Source organism: Enterobacter sp. K510 (assembly GCF_055804875.1).
Genome location: NZ_JBNRLQ010000002.1, coordinates 176,303 through 194,229, shown reverse-complemented (window position 1 = coordinate 194,229; position 17,927 = coordinate 176,303). Strand labels below are relative to the sequence as shown.

Annotated in this window: 15 protein-coding genes and 1 pseudogene; 1 reads left to right on the top strand and 15 read right to left on the bottom strand. The window is 43.4% G+C overall.

The annotated features are described in order from the left end of the window. The first annotated feature begins 133 nt into the window (after positions 1-133). A complete protein-coding gene (locus ACQUTD_RS03380; RefSeq protein ID WP_473273714.1) occupies positions 134-1,138 on the top strand; it encodes an NAD-dependent epimerase/dehydratase family protein in 1,005 nt (334 codons plus the stop codon). Between the two features lie 33 nt (positions 1,139-1,171). Here the strand turns inward: ACQUTD_RS03380 and ACQUTD_RS03375 are convergent. The 15 genes and pseudogenes from ACQUTD_RS03375 to wcaM all read right to left on the bottom strand — a co-directional run bounded on the left by ACQUTD_RS03375 (position 1,172) and on the right by wcaM (position 17,922). Continuing rightward, positions 1,172-2,488 (bottom strand): annotated as a pseudogene (locus ACQUTD_RS03375) (IS4 family transposase). Positions 2,489-2,593: 105 nt separating this feature from the next. After that, positions 2,594-3,760: a UDP-glucose 6-dehydrogenase gene (gene ugd / locus ACQUTD_RS03370; RefSeq protein ID WP_473273713.1), complete on the bottom strand. Its 1,167-nt coding sequence runs from the start codon at positions 3,758-3,760 to the stop codon at positions 2,594-2,596. A gap of 259 nt (positions 3,761-4,019) precedes the next feature. Continuing rightward, positions 4,020-5,426, bottom strand: a complete 1,407-nt coding sequence (gndA, locus tag ACQUTD_RS03365) for an NADP-dependent phosphogluconate dehydrogenase (RefSeq protein WP_072569024.1) — start codon at positions 5,424-5,426, stop codon at positions 4,020-4,022. Between the two features lie 94 nt (positions 5,427-5,520). Next, positions 5,521-6,309 carry a galactosyltransferase-related protein gene (locus ACQUTD_RS03360; RefSeq protein ID WP_473385606.1) on the bottom strand — a complete coding sequence of 263 codons (789 nt, stop codon included), beginning with the start codon at positions 6,307-6,309 and terminating at the stop codon, positions 5,521-5,523. Between the two features lie 42 nt (positions 6,310-6,351). Further along, on the bottom strand, positions 6,352-7,665 hold the full coding sequence (locus tag ACQUTD_RS03355; protein WP_473273711.1) for a glycosyltransferase family protein: 1,314 nt from the start codon (positions 7,663-7,665) through the stop codon (positions 6,352-6,354). Then, a complete protein-coding gene (locus ACQUTD_RS03350; RefSeq protein WP_473273710.1) occupies positions 7,662-8,450 on the bottom strand; it encodes a glycosyltransferase family 2 protein in 789 nt (262 codons plus the stop codon). Before ACQUTD_RS03350 ends, ACQUTD_RS03355 begins: the two co-directional genes overlap by 4 nt. Next, positions 8,450-9,451 (bottom strand): EpsG family protein, encoded by a 1,002-nt coding sequence (locus ACQUTD_RS03345; RefSeq protein WP_473273708.1) that lies wholly within the window; start codon positions 9,449-9,451, stop codon positions 8,450-8,452. Before ACQUTD_RS03345 ends, ACQUTD_RS03350 begins: the two co-directional genes overlap by 1 nt. 17 nt (positions 9,452-9,468) lie before the next feature. Continuing rightward, positions 9,469-10,719 (bottom strand): oligosaccharide flippase family protein, encoded by a 1,251-nt coding sequence (locus ACQUTD_RS03340; protein WP_473273706.1) that lies wholly within the window; start codon positions 10,717-10,719, stop codon positions 9,469-9,471. A 7-nt stretch (positions 10,720-10,726) separates the two neighbouring features. Beyond that, positions 10,727-11,605 (bottom strand): glycosyltransferase, encoded by an 879-nt coding sequence (locus ACQUTD_RS03335; RefSeq protein WP_473273705.1) that lies wholly within the window; start codon positions 11,603-11,605, stop codon positions 10,727-10,729. 7 nt (positions 11,606-11,612) lie between these two features. Further along, positions 11,613-12,164: a dTDP-4-dehydrorhamnose 3,5-epimerase gene (gene rfbC, locus ACQUTD_RS03330; protein WP_473273704.1), complete on the bottom strand. Its 552-nt coding sequence runs from the start codon at positions 12,162-12,164 to the stop codon at positions 11,613-11,615. Between the two features lie 3 nt (positions 12,165-12,167). Next, the gene (rfbA, locus tag ACQUTD_RS03325) at positions 12,168-13,046 is read right to left on the bottom strand and encodes a glucose-1-phosphate thymidylyltransferase RfbA (protein WP_473273703.1); all 879 of its coding nucleotides are present in this window, start codon (positions 13,044-13,046) and stop codon (positions 12,168-12,170) included. Between the two features lie 54 nt (positions 13,047-13,100). Continuing rightward, entirely contained in the window at positions 13,101-14,000 is a 900-nt protein-coding gene (gene rfbD, locus ACQUTD_RS03320; RefSeq protein WP_473273702.1) for a dTDP-4-dehydrorhamnose reductase, read from the bottom strand. A 2-nt stretch (positions 14,001-14,002) separates the two neighbouring features. Continuing rightward, positions 14,003-15,085: a dTDP-glucose 4,6-dehydratase gene (gene rfbB, locus ACQUTD_RS03315; protein WP_473273701.1), complete on the bottom strand. Its 1,083-nt coding sequence runs from the start codon at positions 15,083-15,085 to the stop codon at positions 14,003-14,005. Between the two features lie 379 nt (positions 15,086-15,464). Further along, positions 15,465-16,355, bottom strand: a complete 891-nt coding sequence (gene galF / locus ACQUTD_RS03310; RefSeq protein ID WP_072569038.1) for a UTP--glucose-1-phosphate uridylyltransferase GalF — start codon at positions 16,353-16,355, stop codon at positions 15,465-15,467. Positions 16,356-16,527: 172 nt separating this feature from the next. Further along, positions 16,528-17,922 (bottom strand): colanic acid biosynthesis protein WcaM, encoded by a 1,395-nt coding sequence (gene wcaM / locus ACQUTD_RS03305; RefSeq protein WP_473273700.1) that lies wholly within the window; start codon positions 17,920-17,922, stop codon positions 16,528-16,530. Between the last annotated feature and the right edge of the window lie 5 nt (positions 17,923-17,927).

Here is a 17,927-nt window from a genome sequence, read left to right as displayed (position 1 = left end):
ATCCTGGAATCAGAATCCGTTTAATTTTGTTACTGTCTGAAACTACAGATAAAGGTCACCTGCACCGGTAGCCTTGCTGATGGCATCGGCATACAATAGCGGGCATGTTGCACCGCAGGTGAAAAGGACAAGTATGAAATTTTTAGTGACTGGCGCTGCCGGTTTTATTGGTTATCACGTTAGCGAGCGCCTGTTACAGGCAGGACATCAGGTTGTGGGCATCGATAATCTTAATGATTATTACGATGTCAATCTCAAGCTGGCGCGTCTGAATCGACTGTCATCACCGAACTTCCAGTTCAAAAAACTGGACCTTGCCGATCGGGAAGGTATGGCACAACTTTTTGCCGATGAGAAATTCGATCGGGTGATCCATCTCGGTGCCCAGGCTGGCGTACGTTACTCACTGGATAATCCCCTCGCCTACGCGGACTCAAATCTGATTGGCCATGTCAACGTACTGGAAGGCTGCCGTCACAATAAGGTCAAGCATCTGCTGTACGCATCATCCAGTTCGGTCTACGGCCTGAACCGTAAAATGCCGTTCTCTACGGACGACTCTGTGGATCATCCGGTTTCGCTGTATGCAGCGACGAAAAAAGCCAATGAATTGATGTCCCATACCTATTCACATTTATATGGTTTACCGACCACCGGCCTGCGCTTCTTTACGGTTTATGGCCCATGGGGTCGTCCGGATATGGCGCTGTTTAAATTCACCAAAGCGATGGTGGAAGGTAAAAGCATCGACGTTTATAACTACGGTAAGATGAAGCGTGACTTCACGTATATTGACGATATCGCCGAAGCCATCATCCGTTTGCAGGATGTTATTCCGCAGGCTGACGCCAGCTGGACAGTGGAATCAGGTTCACCTGCTACCAGTTCGGCTCCGTATCGCGTTTATAATATCGGCAACAGCTCTCCTGTAGAACTGATGGATTACATCACTGCTCTGGAAGATGCTCTGGGCATTGAAGCGCAAAAAAATATGCTGCCGATCCAGCCGGGTGACGTACTGGAAACCAGTGCAGATACTAAAGCGTTATATGATGTTATCGGCTTCCGTCCGCAAACCTCGGTTAAACAGGGCGTGAAGAACTTTGTTGACTGGTATAAAGCATTTTATAAAGTGTAAAAAAAGGCCCTCATCTGAGGTAATGCTTGTCAGTTAAGTTTTTAAAGGAGGCCTTAGCGCATAGCGTTGAGGCCTCTTTTTTACTGCCCTCGGGTAGTGTCTTTCCCTTCTGCCCGGCAGCACGAATGCCGGGGCCATCTCCATTATTTCTTTCATTATTCGTGGTACTTTACCTGGAGCAACCCCGGGCAGGATGCTCAGATGGCTTTTCAGATACAGCGCTGACTGCTTAAAACTCATCTGATAAGGCTCCACGCCTTTCAGGCTGCAGGCCATCTGTGCCATCATAAAACGCAGCAGATTGTATGCCAGTACCACGCCCCACAGCTCCTGGCGTACCAGTTCCGGCTTTTTACTTCGCAGCGTCAGTTCATTATTCAGCAGATGCTGTTTCATCTCCCTGAAGCCATGCTCTATTTCCCACCGGTGACTGTACAGGTCAACGATATCTGCTTTCGGGTACCTGAGCGGATCGCACATGGATGTCAGTATCCGGACGATTTTGCCGTTAACTTCTTTACTGACCAGTCTTGCTGTCAATATGTCTGCCGCATCCGGCCATTTCTTTTTTGCCTGCGGGGACAGCTGTAACTCCACCAGTTCCTGTCCGGCACCCAGTTTTCTCACCACCCGGTACTGCGCCCCTTTACGCAGCGGGATCAGCCAGTGCCTTTCAGTGCCTGCTGACTGCCAGGTATGCAGCAGGCCCAGTGCATAAAAACCTTTATCCAGCAGTGTCAGTGAGTGGTCGGGGGTCTGCGTGACAAGCTGCGCTGCAAGGTCGGCCTCGCCTGCGTCAGAGACACCGGCAAAAGCCGCTGCTGACAGCAGATGGCTGGTCACTTCCATCTGGCAGACCATACGCACCTGCGGCCACTCAGAGCATTTGCAGACGTTAGCTGTTCGCCCGAAGGCAGCATCATTTTCAGGGGTATCAGGGGTTCGCCACACTGTACCGTCCACCGCCATCAGCGTAAGCCCGTTCCAGTGCGACAACGTCGTTTTTTCGAACCACAAACGCTGTGTTTACACGAACATCAGGCGAATAACCTCTTCCCCGAGTCGCTGGCGGGCCTGGACAACGGCACCGGGTGCAACAAAAGGGCGGTTACCGGGCAGAAGAATGTCCATATGGGAGACCAGCTGGCTCATGGAATAAGAGCGGAACAGGGCCATGCCGGTAACTGCCCAGACCATCATTTCCATGGGAAGCCGATGCTTGCGCAGGGTAACGGTGCCTGTGTCAGCCAGGCACTGATCAATCAGTTCAGGAGAAAGCAGGTCTGCAAGTGCAGCAAACTCCTGTGGCGTGAATTTTTGTACAGTATCAAGAGCCTGGCTGAGTAACATAAAAAAATCCGTAATCCCTGAGAGATTACGGATTCTTACACAGCCACAGGATCGTTCAACCGATCCTTAACTGATCGGCATTACCGCAGATGAGGGCCTTTTTTATCAGTCGCTGCCGAACAGGTCGCGGGTATAAACTTTATCCGCCACATCCGCCAGCTCTTCCGCCATGCGGTTTGAAATGATGACATCCGCTTCTTTCTTAAATGCATCCAGATCGCGTACAACGCGGGAATGGAAGAATTCATCTTCTTTCATCACCGGTTCATAAATAATAACCTGCACGCCTTTGGCTTTGATGCGCTTCATAATCCCCTGAATAGAAGAGGCGCGGAAGTTATCTGAGCCACTCTTCATAATCAAACGATAAACACCCACAACTTTAGGTTTGCGGGAAAGAATGGAATCCGCGATAAAATCTTTACGCGTACGGTTTGCATCAACAATGGCTGAGATCAGGTTGTTGGGAACGGACTGATAGTTCGCCAGTAATTGTTTAGTATCTTTCGGCAGGCAGTAACCGCCATAGCCAAAGGACGGATTGTTGTAATGGCTGCCGATACGCGGATCGAGGCAGACACCATCAATGATCTGACGGGAATCCAGACCAAGGCTTTCGGCATAGCTGTCCAGTTCGTTGAAATAGGCCACGCGCATTGCCAGATAGGTATTAGCGAACAGTTTAATGGCCTCGGCTTCTGTAGAGTCCGTGAACAGCACCTGAACGTCCTTCTTAATAGCACCTTCCTGCAACAAGGACGCGAAACGTTCCGCACGTTCTGAACGCTCGCCGATAACGATACGTGACGGATGCAGATTATCATAAAGCGCTTTACCTTCACGGAGAAATTCCGGAGAGAAAATGACGTTATCAGTACCAAGCTGGTCTTTGATCGACTGCGTGAAACCTACAGGAACAGTAGATTTGATGACCATAACTGCCTGCGGATTTATCGCCATTACGTCGCGGATCACCGCTTCTACGCTTGAGGTATTAAAGTAATTCGTTTTTGGATCATAGTCAGTTGGCGTGGCAATAATCACAAATTCCGCATCGCGATAGGCATCCTGCTTGTCGGTGGTTGCACGAAAATTAAGCGGTTTTGTCTGCAGATATTCCTGAATCTCTTTATCAACGATAGGAGAGATTTTCTGGTTAAGCATATCGACTTTGGCCTGGATGATATCCAGCGCGACCACTTCGTGATGTTGGGCGATCAAAATACCATTCGAAAGACCAACGTAACCTGTACCGGAGATTGTTATTTTCATTCGCTAAGCAACTTCTTCAAGTTTGAGTGTCTGGAGATGGCAATACCACCACCACTGAAATTTGTTAACTGAGGGGGTTTTACCTCTTACCGTTATCGCCTGTCAAGACGACTACCGGAACCTAGTTTTGTCCGGAAAAAAGCTTTTAGGAAATTACTCACCCCTTCAAACGTGACTACGCCCGTAACAGGTGCATTCCGCATAAAAAAACGCCCGGTGTTGCAGACCGGGCGTTTAGTAGTTTTCAGGTTAAATCAGATTAATCCAGCCATTCCGTATGGAATACGCCATCTTTATCGGTGCGCTTATAGGTATGTGCGCCGAAGTAGTCACGCTGTGCCTGGATCAGGTTTGCAGGCAGTACGGCAGCACGGTAGCTGTCGTAATAAGCCACAGCCGCGCCGAAAGTCGGCACCGGAATGCCGTTTTGTACGGCATAGGCAACCACGTCACGCAAAGCCTGCTGATAATCATCGGCGATTTGTTTGAAGTAAGGTGCCAGCAGCAGGTTGGCGATGGCCGGAGTTTCGGCGTAAGCATCGGTGATCTTCTGCAGGAACTGGGCGCGAATAATGCAACCTGCACGGAAAATCTTCGCGATTTCACCGTAGTTCAGATCCCAGTTGTACTCTTCGGAAGCCGCGCGCAGCTGAGAGAAGCCCTGAGCATAAGAGACGATTTTACCGAGATACAGTGCACGACGTACTTTCTCAATAAATTCTGCTTTATCGCCAGCCGGTTTAGCCTGCGGTCCAGAGAGCACTTTCGATGCTGCAACACGCTGCTCTTTCAGAGACGAAATGTAACGCGCGAACACGGATTCGGTGATCAACGACAGCGGCTCGCCAAGATCCAGAGAACTCTGGCTGGTCCATTTCCCGGTGCCTTTGTTGGCTGCTTCGTCCAGGATCACATCAACCAGGTATTTACCCTCTTCATCTTTTTTAGTGAAGATGTCTTTAGTGATGTCGATCAGGTAGCTGCTCAGTTCACCTTTGTTCCATTCGGTAAAGGTCTGCGCCAGCTCTTCGTTGGACAGATTCAGACCGCCTTTTAACAACGAATAAGCTTCAGCGATAAGCTGCATGTCACCGTATTCGATGCCGTTATGAACCATCTTAACGTAGTGACCTGCGCCATCGGCGCCGATGTAAGTCACACAAGGCTCGCCATCTTCAGCAACGGCAGCGATTTTAGTCAGGATCGGCGCAACCAGCTCATACGCTTCTTTCTGGCCGCCAGGCATGATGGACGGCCCTTTCAGTGCGCCCTCTTCGCCGCCAGACACACCGGTACCGATGAAGTTGAAACCTTCAGCAGAGAGTTCGCGGTTACGACGAATAGTGTCGTGGAAGAAGGTATTACCGCCATCAATAATGATGTCACCTTTGTCCAGATACGGTTTCAGGGAGTTGATAGCAGCATCTGTACCCGCGCCTGCTTGCACCATTAACAGGATACGACGAGGCGTTTCAAGGGATTCAACAAACTCCTCAACGCTATAAAAAGGAACCAGATTTTTGCCCGGATTTTCAGCAATGACTTCCTCAGTCTTTTCGCGGGAACGGTTGAAAACGGAAACGGTATAGCCACGGCTTTCGATGTTCAGCGCCAGGTTGCGCCCCATCACGGCCATACCAACAACGCCGATCTGCTGTTTGGACATTACATACTCCTGTCAGGTGAAACTTATAATGTACTAAGAAGGTCAATAATACTATATTAAGTTTTTATTGGAAGTCTTAGAAAGACAATTAAGGTCATATCCTTCTTTCAGTATGGATTGTTCGTGGTTGCGAAAATTTTGTCTTACATAGAAAACGGATTGTACTTTTCACATGCCAGTAAAAATGCCGAGAATATATTTTCTTATTTTTATGTTGTGCCAAATGAATTGCCTTAACATTTGGATAATACTTTACCTTAACCCCATTAATGAATGAACGATGACAAATATCAATATCCTCACAATACATAAAATAGCGCTCATCAAACCCGCCCAACTCCTTATAATAACTAACTTTGAATGCCATTAATGCTCCTGAGCACCATTCAATTTCACAAGGCTCATTTATACTCATTTTATCAAGGCAAGTTTTATTTTTGAAGCCAAGAAAGGAACCCAGGAAATCTTTGAAAGCAGGAAAATTACGAATTGAATCATCAGATACCGTCATATCAGCATTTTTATATAGATTCACCGTGGAAAATACGCACTGATCATTTCTCATACTTTCAACAAGATGCATAATATCTTCATAACTGATAATGACATCGGGATTTACAGCAATAAAATAATCATCATTTTTAGCCTTTAGTTCATTAATTGCAAAAGCAAAATTAAGATTGTTATTTTTTGCAAAGCCAGACCCTTTACAACTATCCACTACGTAAATATTATGCCGACAAAAATCAGAAAAACTTTCATTTGTATTATTTTTAATAATTACTTGAACATTTGCCTCTTTTGAGAGTTTTTCAATACTCCCTAAATCTCTAATCATAGACTTATGATTATGAGAAACAACCGAAATAAAAATTGTCATCATCCATCCTTAACTGTTATTAAGTTAAACAACAATTGGACATTATTAAATATTTTTAAGATATTGATAAAAGTCTTTTGCAACTCTTTGTCGGGAAAGAGATGAAATATACTCGACATCAGGTGAAATAGTTATTTTTTTGAGATTTTCCTTGTCGAGAATCCTCTCGTAATCAATATCACCATCAATAGTATGTATCAATAATCCACTTTTAGTTAAAATTTCCACCATGTCTGAATTTTTGTTAACTACGGCAATTATCGGCCGCAAAGCTGCTAAATATTCATAAACTTTGGTTGGAATTAAGCCACGGTTTGACATAGCTTCTCTATCTTCAGCCTCCGCGACTAAATTTATCATAGAGCGCTTCATTTCCTGCGAAGCTTGCAAATAACTCACAGTACCACAAATCTTGACTTTATTCTTTAAAACAGGATGCTGATCAACATACTCTTCAATTAATCCACAACTGCCGAAGAATTTGATGATAATATTTTTCTTAGTGGTTTTTAAAAACTCCAGCAAACTAAGGGGCATTCTTGCATAGTTTTCAATTGTTCCAAAATAGCTTAGTATTAAAGTATCCTGCGATGCTAAAACGACACCCTCATCCCGCACTTCTGTTTTCAAATCGAATATTTTTTCATCGAATCCATTTCGTAATAAGAGAACTTCATCTTTGTAATTTCGATAGTAATTCTGCCAGGATGGTGAAACTGTTATTACTGCATATGAGTTATTCGCTACCCATCGGTCAATTCTTTCCTCAATAAAACTAAATTTAGAAGAAAAGACGTGATTATTAGAAAATGGGTCACGGTAATCCGCCAAAAGTGCGTGCTTATATTTTTTCGAGAAATGAACACCTAATAGGTGTGATGGCCAAGGAGGCACCGTGCTAATAAATATGGTTTTCTCAGATGACTTCAAAAAACCTAGATACTTTGTTGTCATACCTAACTTTGAGCGTACAATCAAACTCATTACTGGGAATAAACGGTGATCAATTAACTGTCCCAAAATAGGATTGACGATACGTCTTTTTATTTTTAATAAAATTTTTATAGCAATATTATTGCTGTTAGAACTATGTTTTTTATCAACTGGTACTAATTGTTGCGGGAATTCTTTTTCAACAACGTTCGTTCTTGAAACTTCATTCAAAGAAAAGAAACCATATTCAATAACTTTAACTTTTGTATCAATAACTTTATACAAATTTTCCGAGTTATTTTTTTTTGTCGTAACAACCGTTACCTCATGCCCTTCCTCGGAAAAGAAATTGGCCCAAAAGCTAACCCTGCGTACGCCAACGTTGTCTTGTGGTGGAAAATAATGACATATAAAAATTATTCTCATAAACCCTTCTTATGATTTGGATGTCGGCCTTTAATCAAAATATGGAAGAACATAACTACATATACAATTTTTAAATTAAAAATCATTTGGCATAAAAACTTTATTCCTGATCGGAGCGTTTTTTGAGAAGTATAATATCGATTCTGCAATGCCAGATCAGCACATCTTTCTTTCAGCCTGAAAGCATTGTTTTTTGACTTTTTATCCAATCGAGATAATGAATGATTTATATTGCCGATGTTAAGCAGAGACGTTACTTCAAGCGCATTCACTCGATAGAAAAAAGTAACATCAACGCCATAGAACAAAAACCTCTCATCAAATACAGTTCTATATTTGTTTTTCATTACTTGAGCCAACTCACGACTTAAGCAAATCCCAGAACCTATCGAAATATACTTTGGCGGGTTAAGTTTTAAAACAATAGGATAAATTTTGGAGTCATTTGCGATTATATTAGGTAATAAAAGTGAAAATTTTTTATTATAAACAGCTTGAATATAATTTTCTGCAATTTCAGTATCATCATCAAGTATGACGTACTTATCTGCAATAATATTGTCAATGAATTCATTATAAACTTCCGATAACGAGCGATTACTTAAGTCCTGCTTAATCGTATACGGGACATCGATAATATCTTTATTGACAACATTTGGACCATTATTCCATACGAGCATTTCAAATTCAAAATCGTGTCTCGACATAAGCTTCGAAAAAGAGTTTATAGTCGAGCTTTCATTTACTCTTTTGTTATATATAACTACTAAAAACGCCACTTTCATCAACTTAACCCCTGCCCAAACGGTAAATAACCGTCCCCTTGCATAACAATTCTTAAGTAATTCATTGAGTAAAGGAAACCAATAATGAAAAATAACAGACTCGGTATATGTCTTCTGGATTGTATTAGCATAGGAGAAACAGATAAAATTATAATTATCAGTTTCAATAGGCGCATAAACCCAATGGAATACATAGCACCTATGTACAGAACAGCACTAAACAAAATAGCAAGAAGAACATCTAGAAAAAATTCAATGCCTAAGGTTCTATTATAATAACTTGATAATATCAGTAAGCAAAAAATGACAAAAATATCTGACAACCCACTTAAGCTTGATTGAGTCTTAAAAGTATCATATTGGGTTAGTTTATCCTGAATGCGTGGGAAATAAGATATTATCAATTCAAACTTAGAAAGCAGTATGAAAATAAAAATAAGTGAAAAAAGAATAAGTAGCACATTTTTAATACTTACTTTTACTTTTATTCTTTGAGAAAAACATTGGCCCGCAATAAGAATTAAAGCAGAGACATGACTTAAAAAGGCAAGCATCCAATAGAGCCAGTACTTTCGATTTTTAAAGGCAACAAGAAAAAAGAAGTAGGCCAGCGTTACCCTTACCGTATTAACAAGACCATCGATTAATAATACAGGGCCAACAGTAAGTAAAAAAACTCTATAAAGATAGTATCTATTAACTAGAGAGCAATAGAATAAGCTAATAATTACAGCATATATCAAACAGAAAAGCAGCCAATCATTTCCAATAAGCAACGAAAAATGCATCATTAAATACGTGACAGGTTCGCCTGTAACTGATAAGTGGTCAGATATAGTTTCTCCAATATTTAGGTATTTGTGATAATAACTTAAAGTATCTGGTCCACTCGCTCCTCGAAAGACACTGAAACAAATCAATGGGATAATAACAAACAACCTAAGAGCCATAGGTAGCTTATGCTTAAAAATAAGCAAAATATAAGCCCACACGATTGCCATTATATATATATGCATGTTTATGAGTCTTTTAAAAGTTTTTTATTTATAACAATAGAACCAAAAGTTAGCAAAACTAATAGTTCAATAATAAATGATGAATAGACCGCACCTCTGACACCAAAATTAATGAGCATGGGATATATTATAAAACAATTTAAAACTCCAAAAACAATAGTTAAAGAGCTAAACATTTTTTTGTAACCATGCAGAATCAGTGTTTGCACACCTAGAATATTATTTACGGCGGAGATTATTGGTAAAAAGCAAATAACCTGCACTAGCGATATAACAATATACTCATGATGTCCAAGAACGTTGTTAACAACTAAGTCAGAGAATAATGATACGCATAAAGCAATTAATGTGAAAATAAGCATTGTAAAAAACAATGATTGCTTAATAAGTTTATAGGCTTTTTTAGGATTCTCAGTATATAAGTTATTTATTCTTGGAAAAAGGGACTGTGAAACAGGATTAAATAACCCTTGAAGAGCATTTCTAATAGTCAGCGCAACATTATAGTATGCTACACTTACATTCCCAAGAACCACTCCGATAACAATTGCTGGCAAAGTTGTATAAAGATTAACTGAAAAAACTGAAATGAAAAAAGGAAAACTATATCTATAATTCAATATAACATCATTTATATTTACTTTTTGAACTGAGATTGTTTTTTTATTAAAACAGTAAAATAACGAAATTATTGCAGTGAGGGTGAAAGTGCTACTTTGCAAAAATGCGGCAATATATATATCTGATTTATCTTTTACAACTAAAAAGATTAATACAGAAGTAATAATTCGACTAAATATGGTACATAAGGCTAAAACTTTAGTTTTCTCAAGCCCTTGAAATAGCCATGCTGGAGTCAATGTGACTCCGAATAACTGCGGAATAAAAAATATAAATAATAAATAATCATTTCTTTCACTAGCAAATGATACAAAATAAACCAATGAAACAAGAGAAATAACTATAAAAAGACAAAATTTACTTAAGATTGTACAATTAAAAACTTTACTTACAAAATTTTTATTATCTTGATTCCTTGCAATATCTTGGGTTGACGAAAAATTAAAACCAAAATCAATAACCACGCTCATATACGTGACTATAACTTGGTAGAAAATCATTCTTCCATAAGATTCTGTTCCTAAAGCTTTAATTAGAAATGGCAATAATAATAGAGGGATAAGAAAAGAACTTCCTTGTATAAGCCCTAGATAAAAAATATTCCTTATTAAGGTAGATTTAAATGGATTCATATTTTAGTTAACTCACAAGTACAAATTTTATGATTTGTTTTAATCTTACAAAGTACTTATAGCGAGCAGCTATGTACCGACCATAAAAAATAATGACAAAGATTTTTTTTAGTCGGCTTTTTTCGAGATCTTTAGTTATGTGATAAAGCTTCTCAAGCTTACCATCTGCTATTATTTCATCATATGATCTCCTTATAACTTCATAAGGAAAAAAATTTTTTTTAATTTTGATATTATCTTTTTTTATCTTTAGCGAAAGATTATTATCATGTAAACGATAGTAAAACAATTTCTTATTAACGTATTTAACACCTTTATTTATGGCCGCGTGTAATACTATCCATTTATCATGATTATAACCATTATCATATATCGGCAAAATTTTACGCACCAAATCCTTTTCAAACATTATTGAACAACCTAAAATGAAAGAATTGAATAATGCGTATATTTCAAAGCATCTAGTCGATGAATCTTGCGTATGCAGTTTATTAATATATTTATTTGGCTCAAGAATTTTATTTCCCCAAGCATCAATAAATTCATAATCACTATAGACAAGTGAATACCCTTGTATGGATGAGAGTAAAATCTCAAGCTTTTCTCTATTCCAAATATCATCTTGGTCGCATAAAGCTATATAATCACCTTTACAATTTTCTATTGCTTTTTGAAAAGCCGCAGTACATCCACTGTTTTTATCATTTTCAATAAAAATAATTCTTTCATCTGGATAGCTTTGAATAATTTCTTGCGTTCCATCATTAGAACAGTCATCAACGATTACAATTTCAATTTTAGAATATGTTTGTTGAGCTATAGAATCTAACTGCTCTTTAATATATTTGGCTCCATTATATGTGGCCATGGCGACTGAAATTAACATGCTGACCTTATTTAAATAAATGTGCTGCTTCAATCAAGTTTGGCTGTATTTTATCTTTATTAGATAATAACAATCCGCTTAAAATTGGCCATTCAATTCCAATAGTAGGATCATTCCATATTACTCCCCTATCACTTTCTGGATGATAATAGTTTGTAGTTTTATAAACAAACTCAGCAGTATCACTCAATACTAAAAATCCGTGAGCAAACCCTTCAGGTATCCACAGCTGACGCTTATTTTCTGCTGACAGGTTAACACCTACCCATTTACCAAATGTGGCAGACGATTCACGAATGTCCACTGCAACGTCAAAGACTTCTCCCGCCACACAGCGAACCAACTTTCCCTGAGCGTATGGCTCAAGTTGATAATGCAGGCCACGCAATACCCCTTTGGCTGACTTTGAGTGGTTATCCTGTACAAATTCAACCTTCCGGCCAACCGCCTCTTCAAATACACGTTGGCTAAAGCTTTCGAAAAAGAACCCACGATCGTCACCAAATACTTTTGGTTCAAAGATTAATACGTCAGGGATTTCAGTTTTAATAATATTCATATTTTAGTAACCTTTAATCATCTTCAGCAAATACTGGCCGTACTCATTTTTTGAAAGAGGCGCAGCCAGTTTTTTAACCTGCTCTGCATCAATAAACCCTTTACGATAAGCAATCTCTTCCGGACAGGAGACCTTCAAGCCCTGACGCTGTTCAATCGTCGCAATAAAGTTACTGGCCTCAATCATGCTCTGATGGGTACCGGTGTCAAGCCAGGCGTAACCGCGTCCCATCATGGCTACTGAGAGATTACCCTCATCCAGATAAAGACGATTGATATCGGTGATTTCAAGTTCACCGCGCGCAGACGGCTTGAGGTTTTTAGCCATCTCGATGACACGGTTATCGTAGAAGTACAGCCCGGTTACAGCATAATTGCTTTTTGGTTCAAGTGGTTTTTCTTCAAGTGAGATGGCAGTGCCATTGCTGTCGAATTCCACTACGCCGTAACGCTCTGGATCGTTAACATGATAGGCAAATACTGTAGCACCGCTTTCTTTAGTGATGGCGCTTTCCAGCTGCTTAGGAAGATCGTGTCCGTAAAAGATATTATCGCCCAACACCAGCGCACAGTTATCATCGCCGATAAATTCCTCGCCAATAATAAAGGCCTGAGCCAGTCCATCCGGACTCGGCTGCACTTTGTATTGCAGCTTCAGGCCCCATTGACTACCGTCCCCCAGCAACTGTTCAAAACGCGGGGTATCCTGCGGTGTACTGATGATGAGAATGTCACGAATACCAGCCAGCATCAGCGTGGTAAGCGGGTAATAAATCATCGGCTTATCATAAACGGGTAACAGCTGTTTGCTCACCGCCATGGTCACAGGATAAAGACGGGTGCCGGATCCACCAGCAAGGATAATACCTTTACGAGTTGTCATCTTATATTCTCTACATACAGAAAATGCCCGTTTAAGGGCATTATTGAATTTATTTTATATTGACGTTGTGGTGAATAATTCATTCAGCATACGTTTTACGCCAACATCCCAGGCAGGCAGTACCAGTTCAAAATTATGCTGGAACTTCTCTGTATTAAGGCGTGAGTTTAGCGGGCGACGTGCGGGTGTCGGGTACGCGCTGGTATCAACGGCGTTGAGCGTTTCAATCGCCAGAGCGATACCGGCAGCACGCGCCTCTTCAAACACCAGTGCCGCATAGTCATGCCAGGTCGTGGTGCCTGAAGCCACCAGATGATACAAGCCCGCGACTTCCGGCTTTTGCAGCGCAACGCGAATGGCATGTGCCGTGCAATCGGCCAGCAATTCAGCGCCGGTCGGCGCACCAAACTGATCGTTAATTACCGACAGCGTCTCACGCTCTTTCGCCAGTCGCAGCATGGTTTTCGCGAAGTTGTTGCCTTTGCCGGCATATACCCAGCTGGTGCGGAAGATAAGATGTTTTTCGCAGTTCTCTGCAACAGCCTTCTCCCCTGCCAGCTTGGTTTCGCCATAAACATTCAGCGGCGCCGTTTCGTCAGTCTCTTTCCACGGCGTCTCGCCGGTGCCCGGGAAGACATAATCGGTGGAATAATGGACTACCCATGCGCCCAGTGCCTGCGCTTCTTTAGCAATAGCGGCTACGCTGGTCGCATTCAGTAATTCGGCGAAATCGCGTTCGGATTCCGCTTTATCGACGGCAGTATGCGCCGCCGCGTTAACGATCACATCCGGACGCACACGGCGCACGGTTTCAGCCACGCCCTGCGGATTGCTGAAATCGCCGCAATACTCCCGAGAATGCACATCAACAGCGGTAAGCTGGCCTAATGGCGCCAGCGCGCGCTGCAATTCCCAGCCCACCTGACCTGTTTTACCGAACAGAAGAATATTCATGATTAACGGCTCTCGTAGTTCTGTTCAATCCAGCTCTGATAAGCGCCGCTTTTGACGTTCGCCACCCACTGCTGGTTATCCAGATACCATTGAACGGTTTTACGGATCCCGGATTCAAAGGTTTCCTGCGGTTTCCAGCCCAGCTCGCGGCTGATTTTATCCGCATCGATAGCATAACGGCGATCGTGTCCCGGACGGTCAGCCACGTAAGTGATCTGATCGCGGTAAGAGGAGTCTTTTGGCACGATTTCATCTAACAGATCGCAGATGGTGTGCACCACATCGAGGTTCTGTTTTTCGTTATGACCGCCGATGTTGTAGGTTTCGCCCGGCTGACCTTGTGTTACCACGATGTAGAGCGCGCGTGCATGATCTTCAACATACAGCCAGTCGCGGATCTGATCGCCTTTGCCATAGACCGGTAAGTTTTTACCTTCCAGCGCATTGAGGATCACCAGCGGGATCAGCTTCTCCGGGAAGTGATAAGGACCGTAATTGTTGGAGCAATTAGTTACCAGCGTCGGCATACCATAGGTACGACGCCATGCGCGCACCAGATGATCGCTGGAGGCTTTGGACGCGGAGTATGGGCTGCTTGGCGCGTAGGCCGTTTGCTCCGTAAAGAGCGGCAATGCTTCGCCTAGTGGATGCTCGTCCGGATGCGGCAGGTCGCCATAGACTTCATCAGTAGAAATGTGATGGAAGCGAAACGCGGATTTTGCCGCGTCCGAAAGAGTCGACCAGTATGCGCGGGCAGCTTCCAGCAGCACATAGGTGCCAACAATGTTGGTTTCGATAAAAGCGGCAGGGCCAGTGATTGAACGATCCACGTGGCTTTCGGCTGCCAGGTGCATGACGGCATCCGGCTTGTGCTGATCAAAAATACGCGCCATCGCTGCGGCATCGCAAATATCAGCATGTTCAAAATGATAGCGCTCGCTTTCAGCGACGTCACTGAGCGATTCAAGATTACCGGCGTACGTTAATTTATCAACATTCACAACTGAATCTTGAGTGTTTTTAATAATATGTCGGACAACTGCAGAGCCAATAAAGCCAGCGCCACCGGTAACAAGAATTTTCACGCTATCCATTCCGTTTAGTAAATTGAGAGGAAGTTCGACACGACAGAATTGTCGCGGCTTTAGCCCGCAGGCACGCTACCGCCCCTGGCTCAACAGCTACCAGTGGACTGAGTAAGGTCATTTTGTAGGGCAACTGCGAAATGTAGCGGGCGTACGCCCGTTTTCAACCGCTAATTGTCATCCTTATTTCACATTGAAACAAGGAAAATTCTTATGGATCACCGGCCTTCGCATATTTTTTAAGCCGTTGATCTACAAGAACTTGTAGTTGAAAATAAAAAAAGCAGCAGATAATCATCAGAGGCAAATATTCGCCTCTGAGATCATCTACTGCTCTGTGTTCACTTACTCGTAAACCGTCCGGAACATCAGCCAACCGTTAACGTAATAGTTTAGCAATGCTTTCGCGGAATTTTTGACCTTCTTTCAGATTACGCAGACCATAGCTGACAAATGCCTGCATATAGCCCATTTTTTTGCCGCAATCGAAGCTGTCGCCGGTCATCAGCATCGCGTCTACCGACTGTTTTTCTGCCAGTTTAGCAATGGCATCGGTCAGCTGGATACGCTCCCAGGCGCCCGGTTCGGTTTTTTCCAGTTCCGGCCAGATGTCGGCAGACAGTACATAGCGCCCCACAGCCATCAGATCGGTATCCAGCGTTTGCGGCTGATCCGGTTTTTCGACGAAGTTAATAATGCGGCTGACTTTACCTTCGCTGTCCAGCGGCTCTTTGGTCTGGATCACACCGTATTCAGACAGATCGCCCTTCATACGTTTCGCCAGCACCTGGCTGCGGCCGGTTTCTTTAAAACGTGCCACCATTGCGGCGAGGTTATAACGCAGCGGATCGGCGCTGGCGTTATCAAGAATAATATCCGGCAGCACAACCACAAACGGGTTATCGCCGACGATAGGACGCGCGCAGAGAATGGAGTGACCCAGTCCCAGCGGCTGTGCCTGACGTACGTTCATAATGGTTACGCCCGGCGGACAAATAGACTGTACTTCCGCCAGCAGCTGACGCTTAACACGCTGTTCAAGCAGCGCTTCCAGTTCGTACGAGGTGTCGAAATGGTTCTCAACGGCGTTTTTTGAAGAGTGGGTTACCAGAACGATTTCTTTGATCCCTGCAGCAACAACCTCGTCAACAATGTACTGAATCATTGGCTTGTCGACGATCGGCAGCATTTCTTTTGGAATGGCCTTGGTGGCAGGCAACATGTGCATCCCAAGTCCGGCTACCGGAATAACTGCTTTCAAATTAATCATTATTAATTCCACCTATAAATGGTTGATGAATTATAGCTATTTAGCCTGCTTTATCCAGCAGGTTTTCACCCTCTGGTTGAGGCAAATCATGTTACGCCGGTTAATATCCGTATGCAGTAGATGTAATCCGAAGCTGCCTCCTGGCGCACCAGGAATGTTCGCAAACTTGTTTTTATGTGCGTTTATCAGGCAGACGGAAGTTCAGTTTATCGGTATTGACCACATGCTGATCCACCCGGTCGATGTCCACCGAGCTTTGGCCTTTTTCATTTACCGCATGAATGTTGGCCAGTGAAAGTAGCGTGTCCTGCTTCGCCATAAAGCGACCGCGCACGTCTTTGCGCAGATCAAACTGCATTTTCAGCGCCGGTCCGGTGGCGGCTTCCTGCATGATATTAATGTTACGCAAAAACAGGTGCTGCGGCTTATTGTGCAGGGCAAGGGTCGCGCGCTTCATCGTCAGATTGGTGATCGCCACAAAGGATGTCGCGTTGCCGGATGAGATCTGTATACCACGCAGTTTCAGTTCACTGTTGCTGTTATCCAGATGCACGTCGTTGAGCTTGAAATTTTGCGGGATAGAGAGGTAATTACCTTTGATCACGCCGTAACCAATCAGCATACCGGCGCTGTTGGTCATGCTGACGTTATCAATCACAAAGTTATCGCAGCCGTAAATCGCCACGGTGGCGTTATCAATGCCGGCTTTCTTACTGTACTCCGGCGTAATATCGGTGGCTTTGATATTGCGGATCACGAAGTGCTTGCCGTTCTCCACATGCACCAGCTGTCGGCAGTGGCTGCCGGTAATGTTCGCCACAACAAAGTTTTTTACCGCCTGATGTTCCGGGTAATCATTGTCATAGGTGCTGCCCGCGAGGCCAATACCAATGCCCCAGTTGATCTTGCCATTGGTGCAGTCAATATGGTCGATGACGTGATCGGAGATAAGAATATTGCTGTCGTTAATCGCCACGTTCCACTCGATGGCATCGCCCTGCAAATAGCTGAAGCGGCTGTTGGTGATACGCGCGCCGTCGATACGATTATGGAAGCCCTGACGCAGGATCGCATAGTTGGCTTTGGTTACCGTGATGTTATCGATGAGCAGATTATGCATTACACGTTTGTTCTTACCGCCGATGTAGATTTGCGTCACCGGCCCGTAGCCGCTCATCGCCAGTCCCTTGATCACACAGTCCGATCCCCGCACGTCGAGGGTGATGTTATACAGGCTACCGCCCTTCTCACCTATGACCTTACTGCCATCCTGTAACACAAAACGTCCGCGACCATTCCCCTTAAGGGCACCACGCACCAGCAGGGTTTTCCCTTCCGGGATAAAAATGCCGGTATTGATGTTTTCACAAACGAGATCGGCAGGTACTTCCACCGTCTCGCCGTCGGCGAACGCCTGTTTAAACGCGGCGATCCAGTCGTTTTTCTGGTAGTCGCGTACATCAACGGTGGATTTACTGCCCTGTGCGAAAGCGGCGGCAGGCAGAAGCGGAAGCGAGGCCAGTACGGAACCGGCCTTAATAAAGTGTCGACGGGAAAATGCTGTCATAAAAC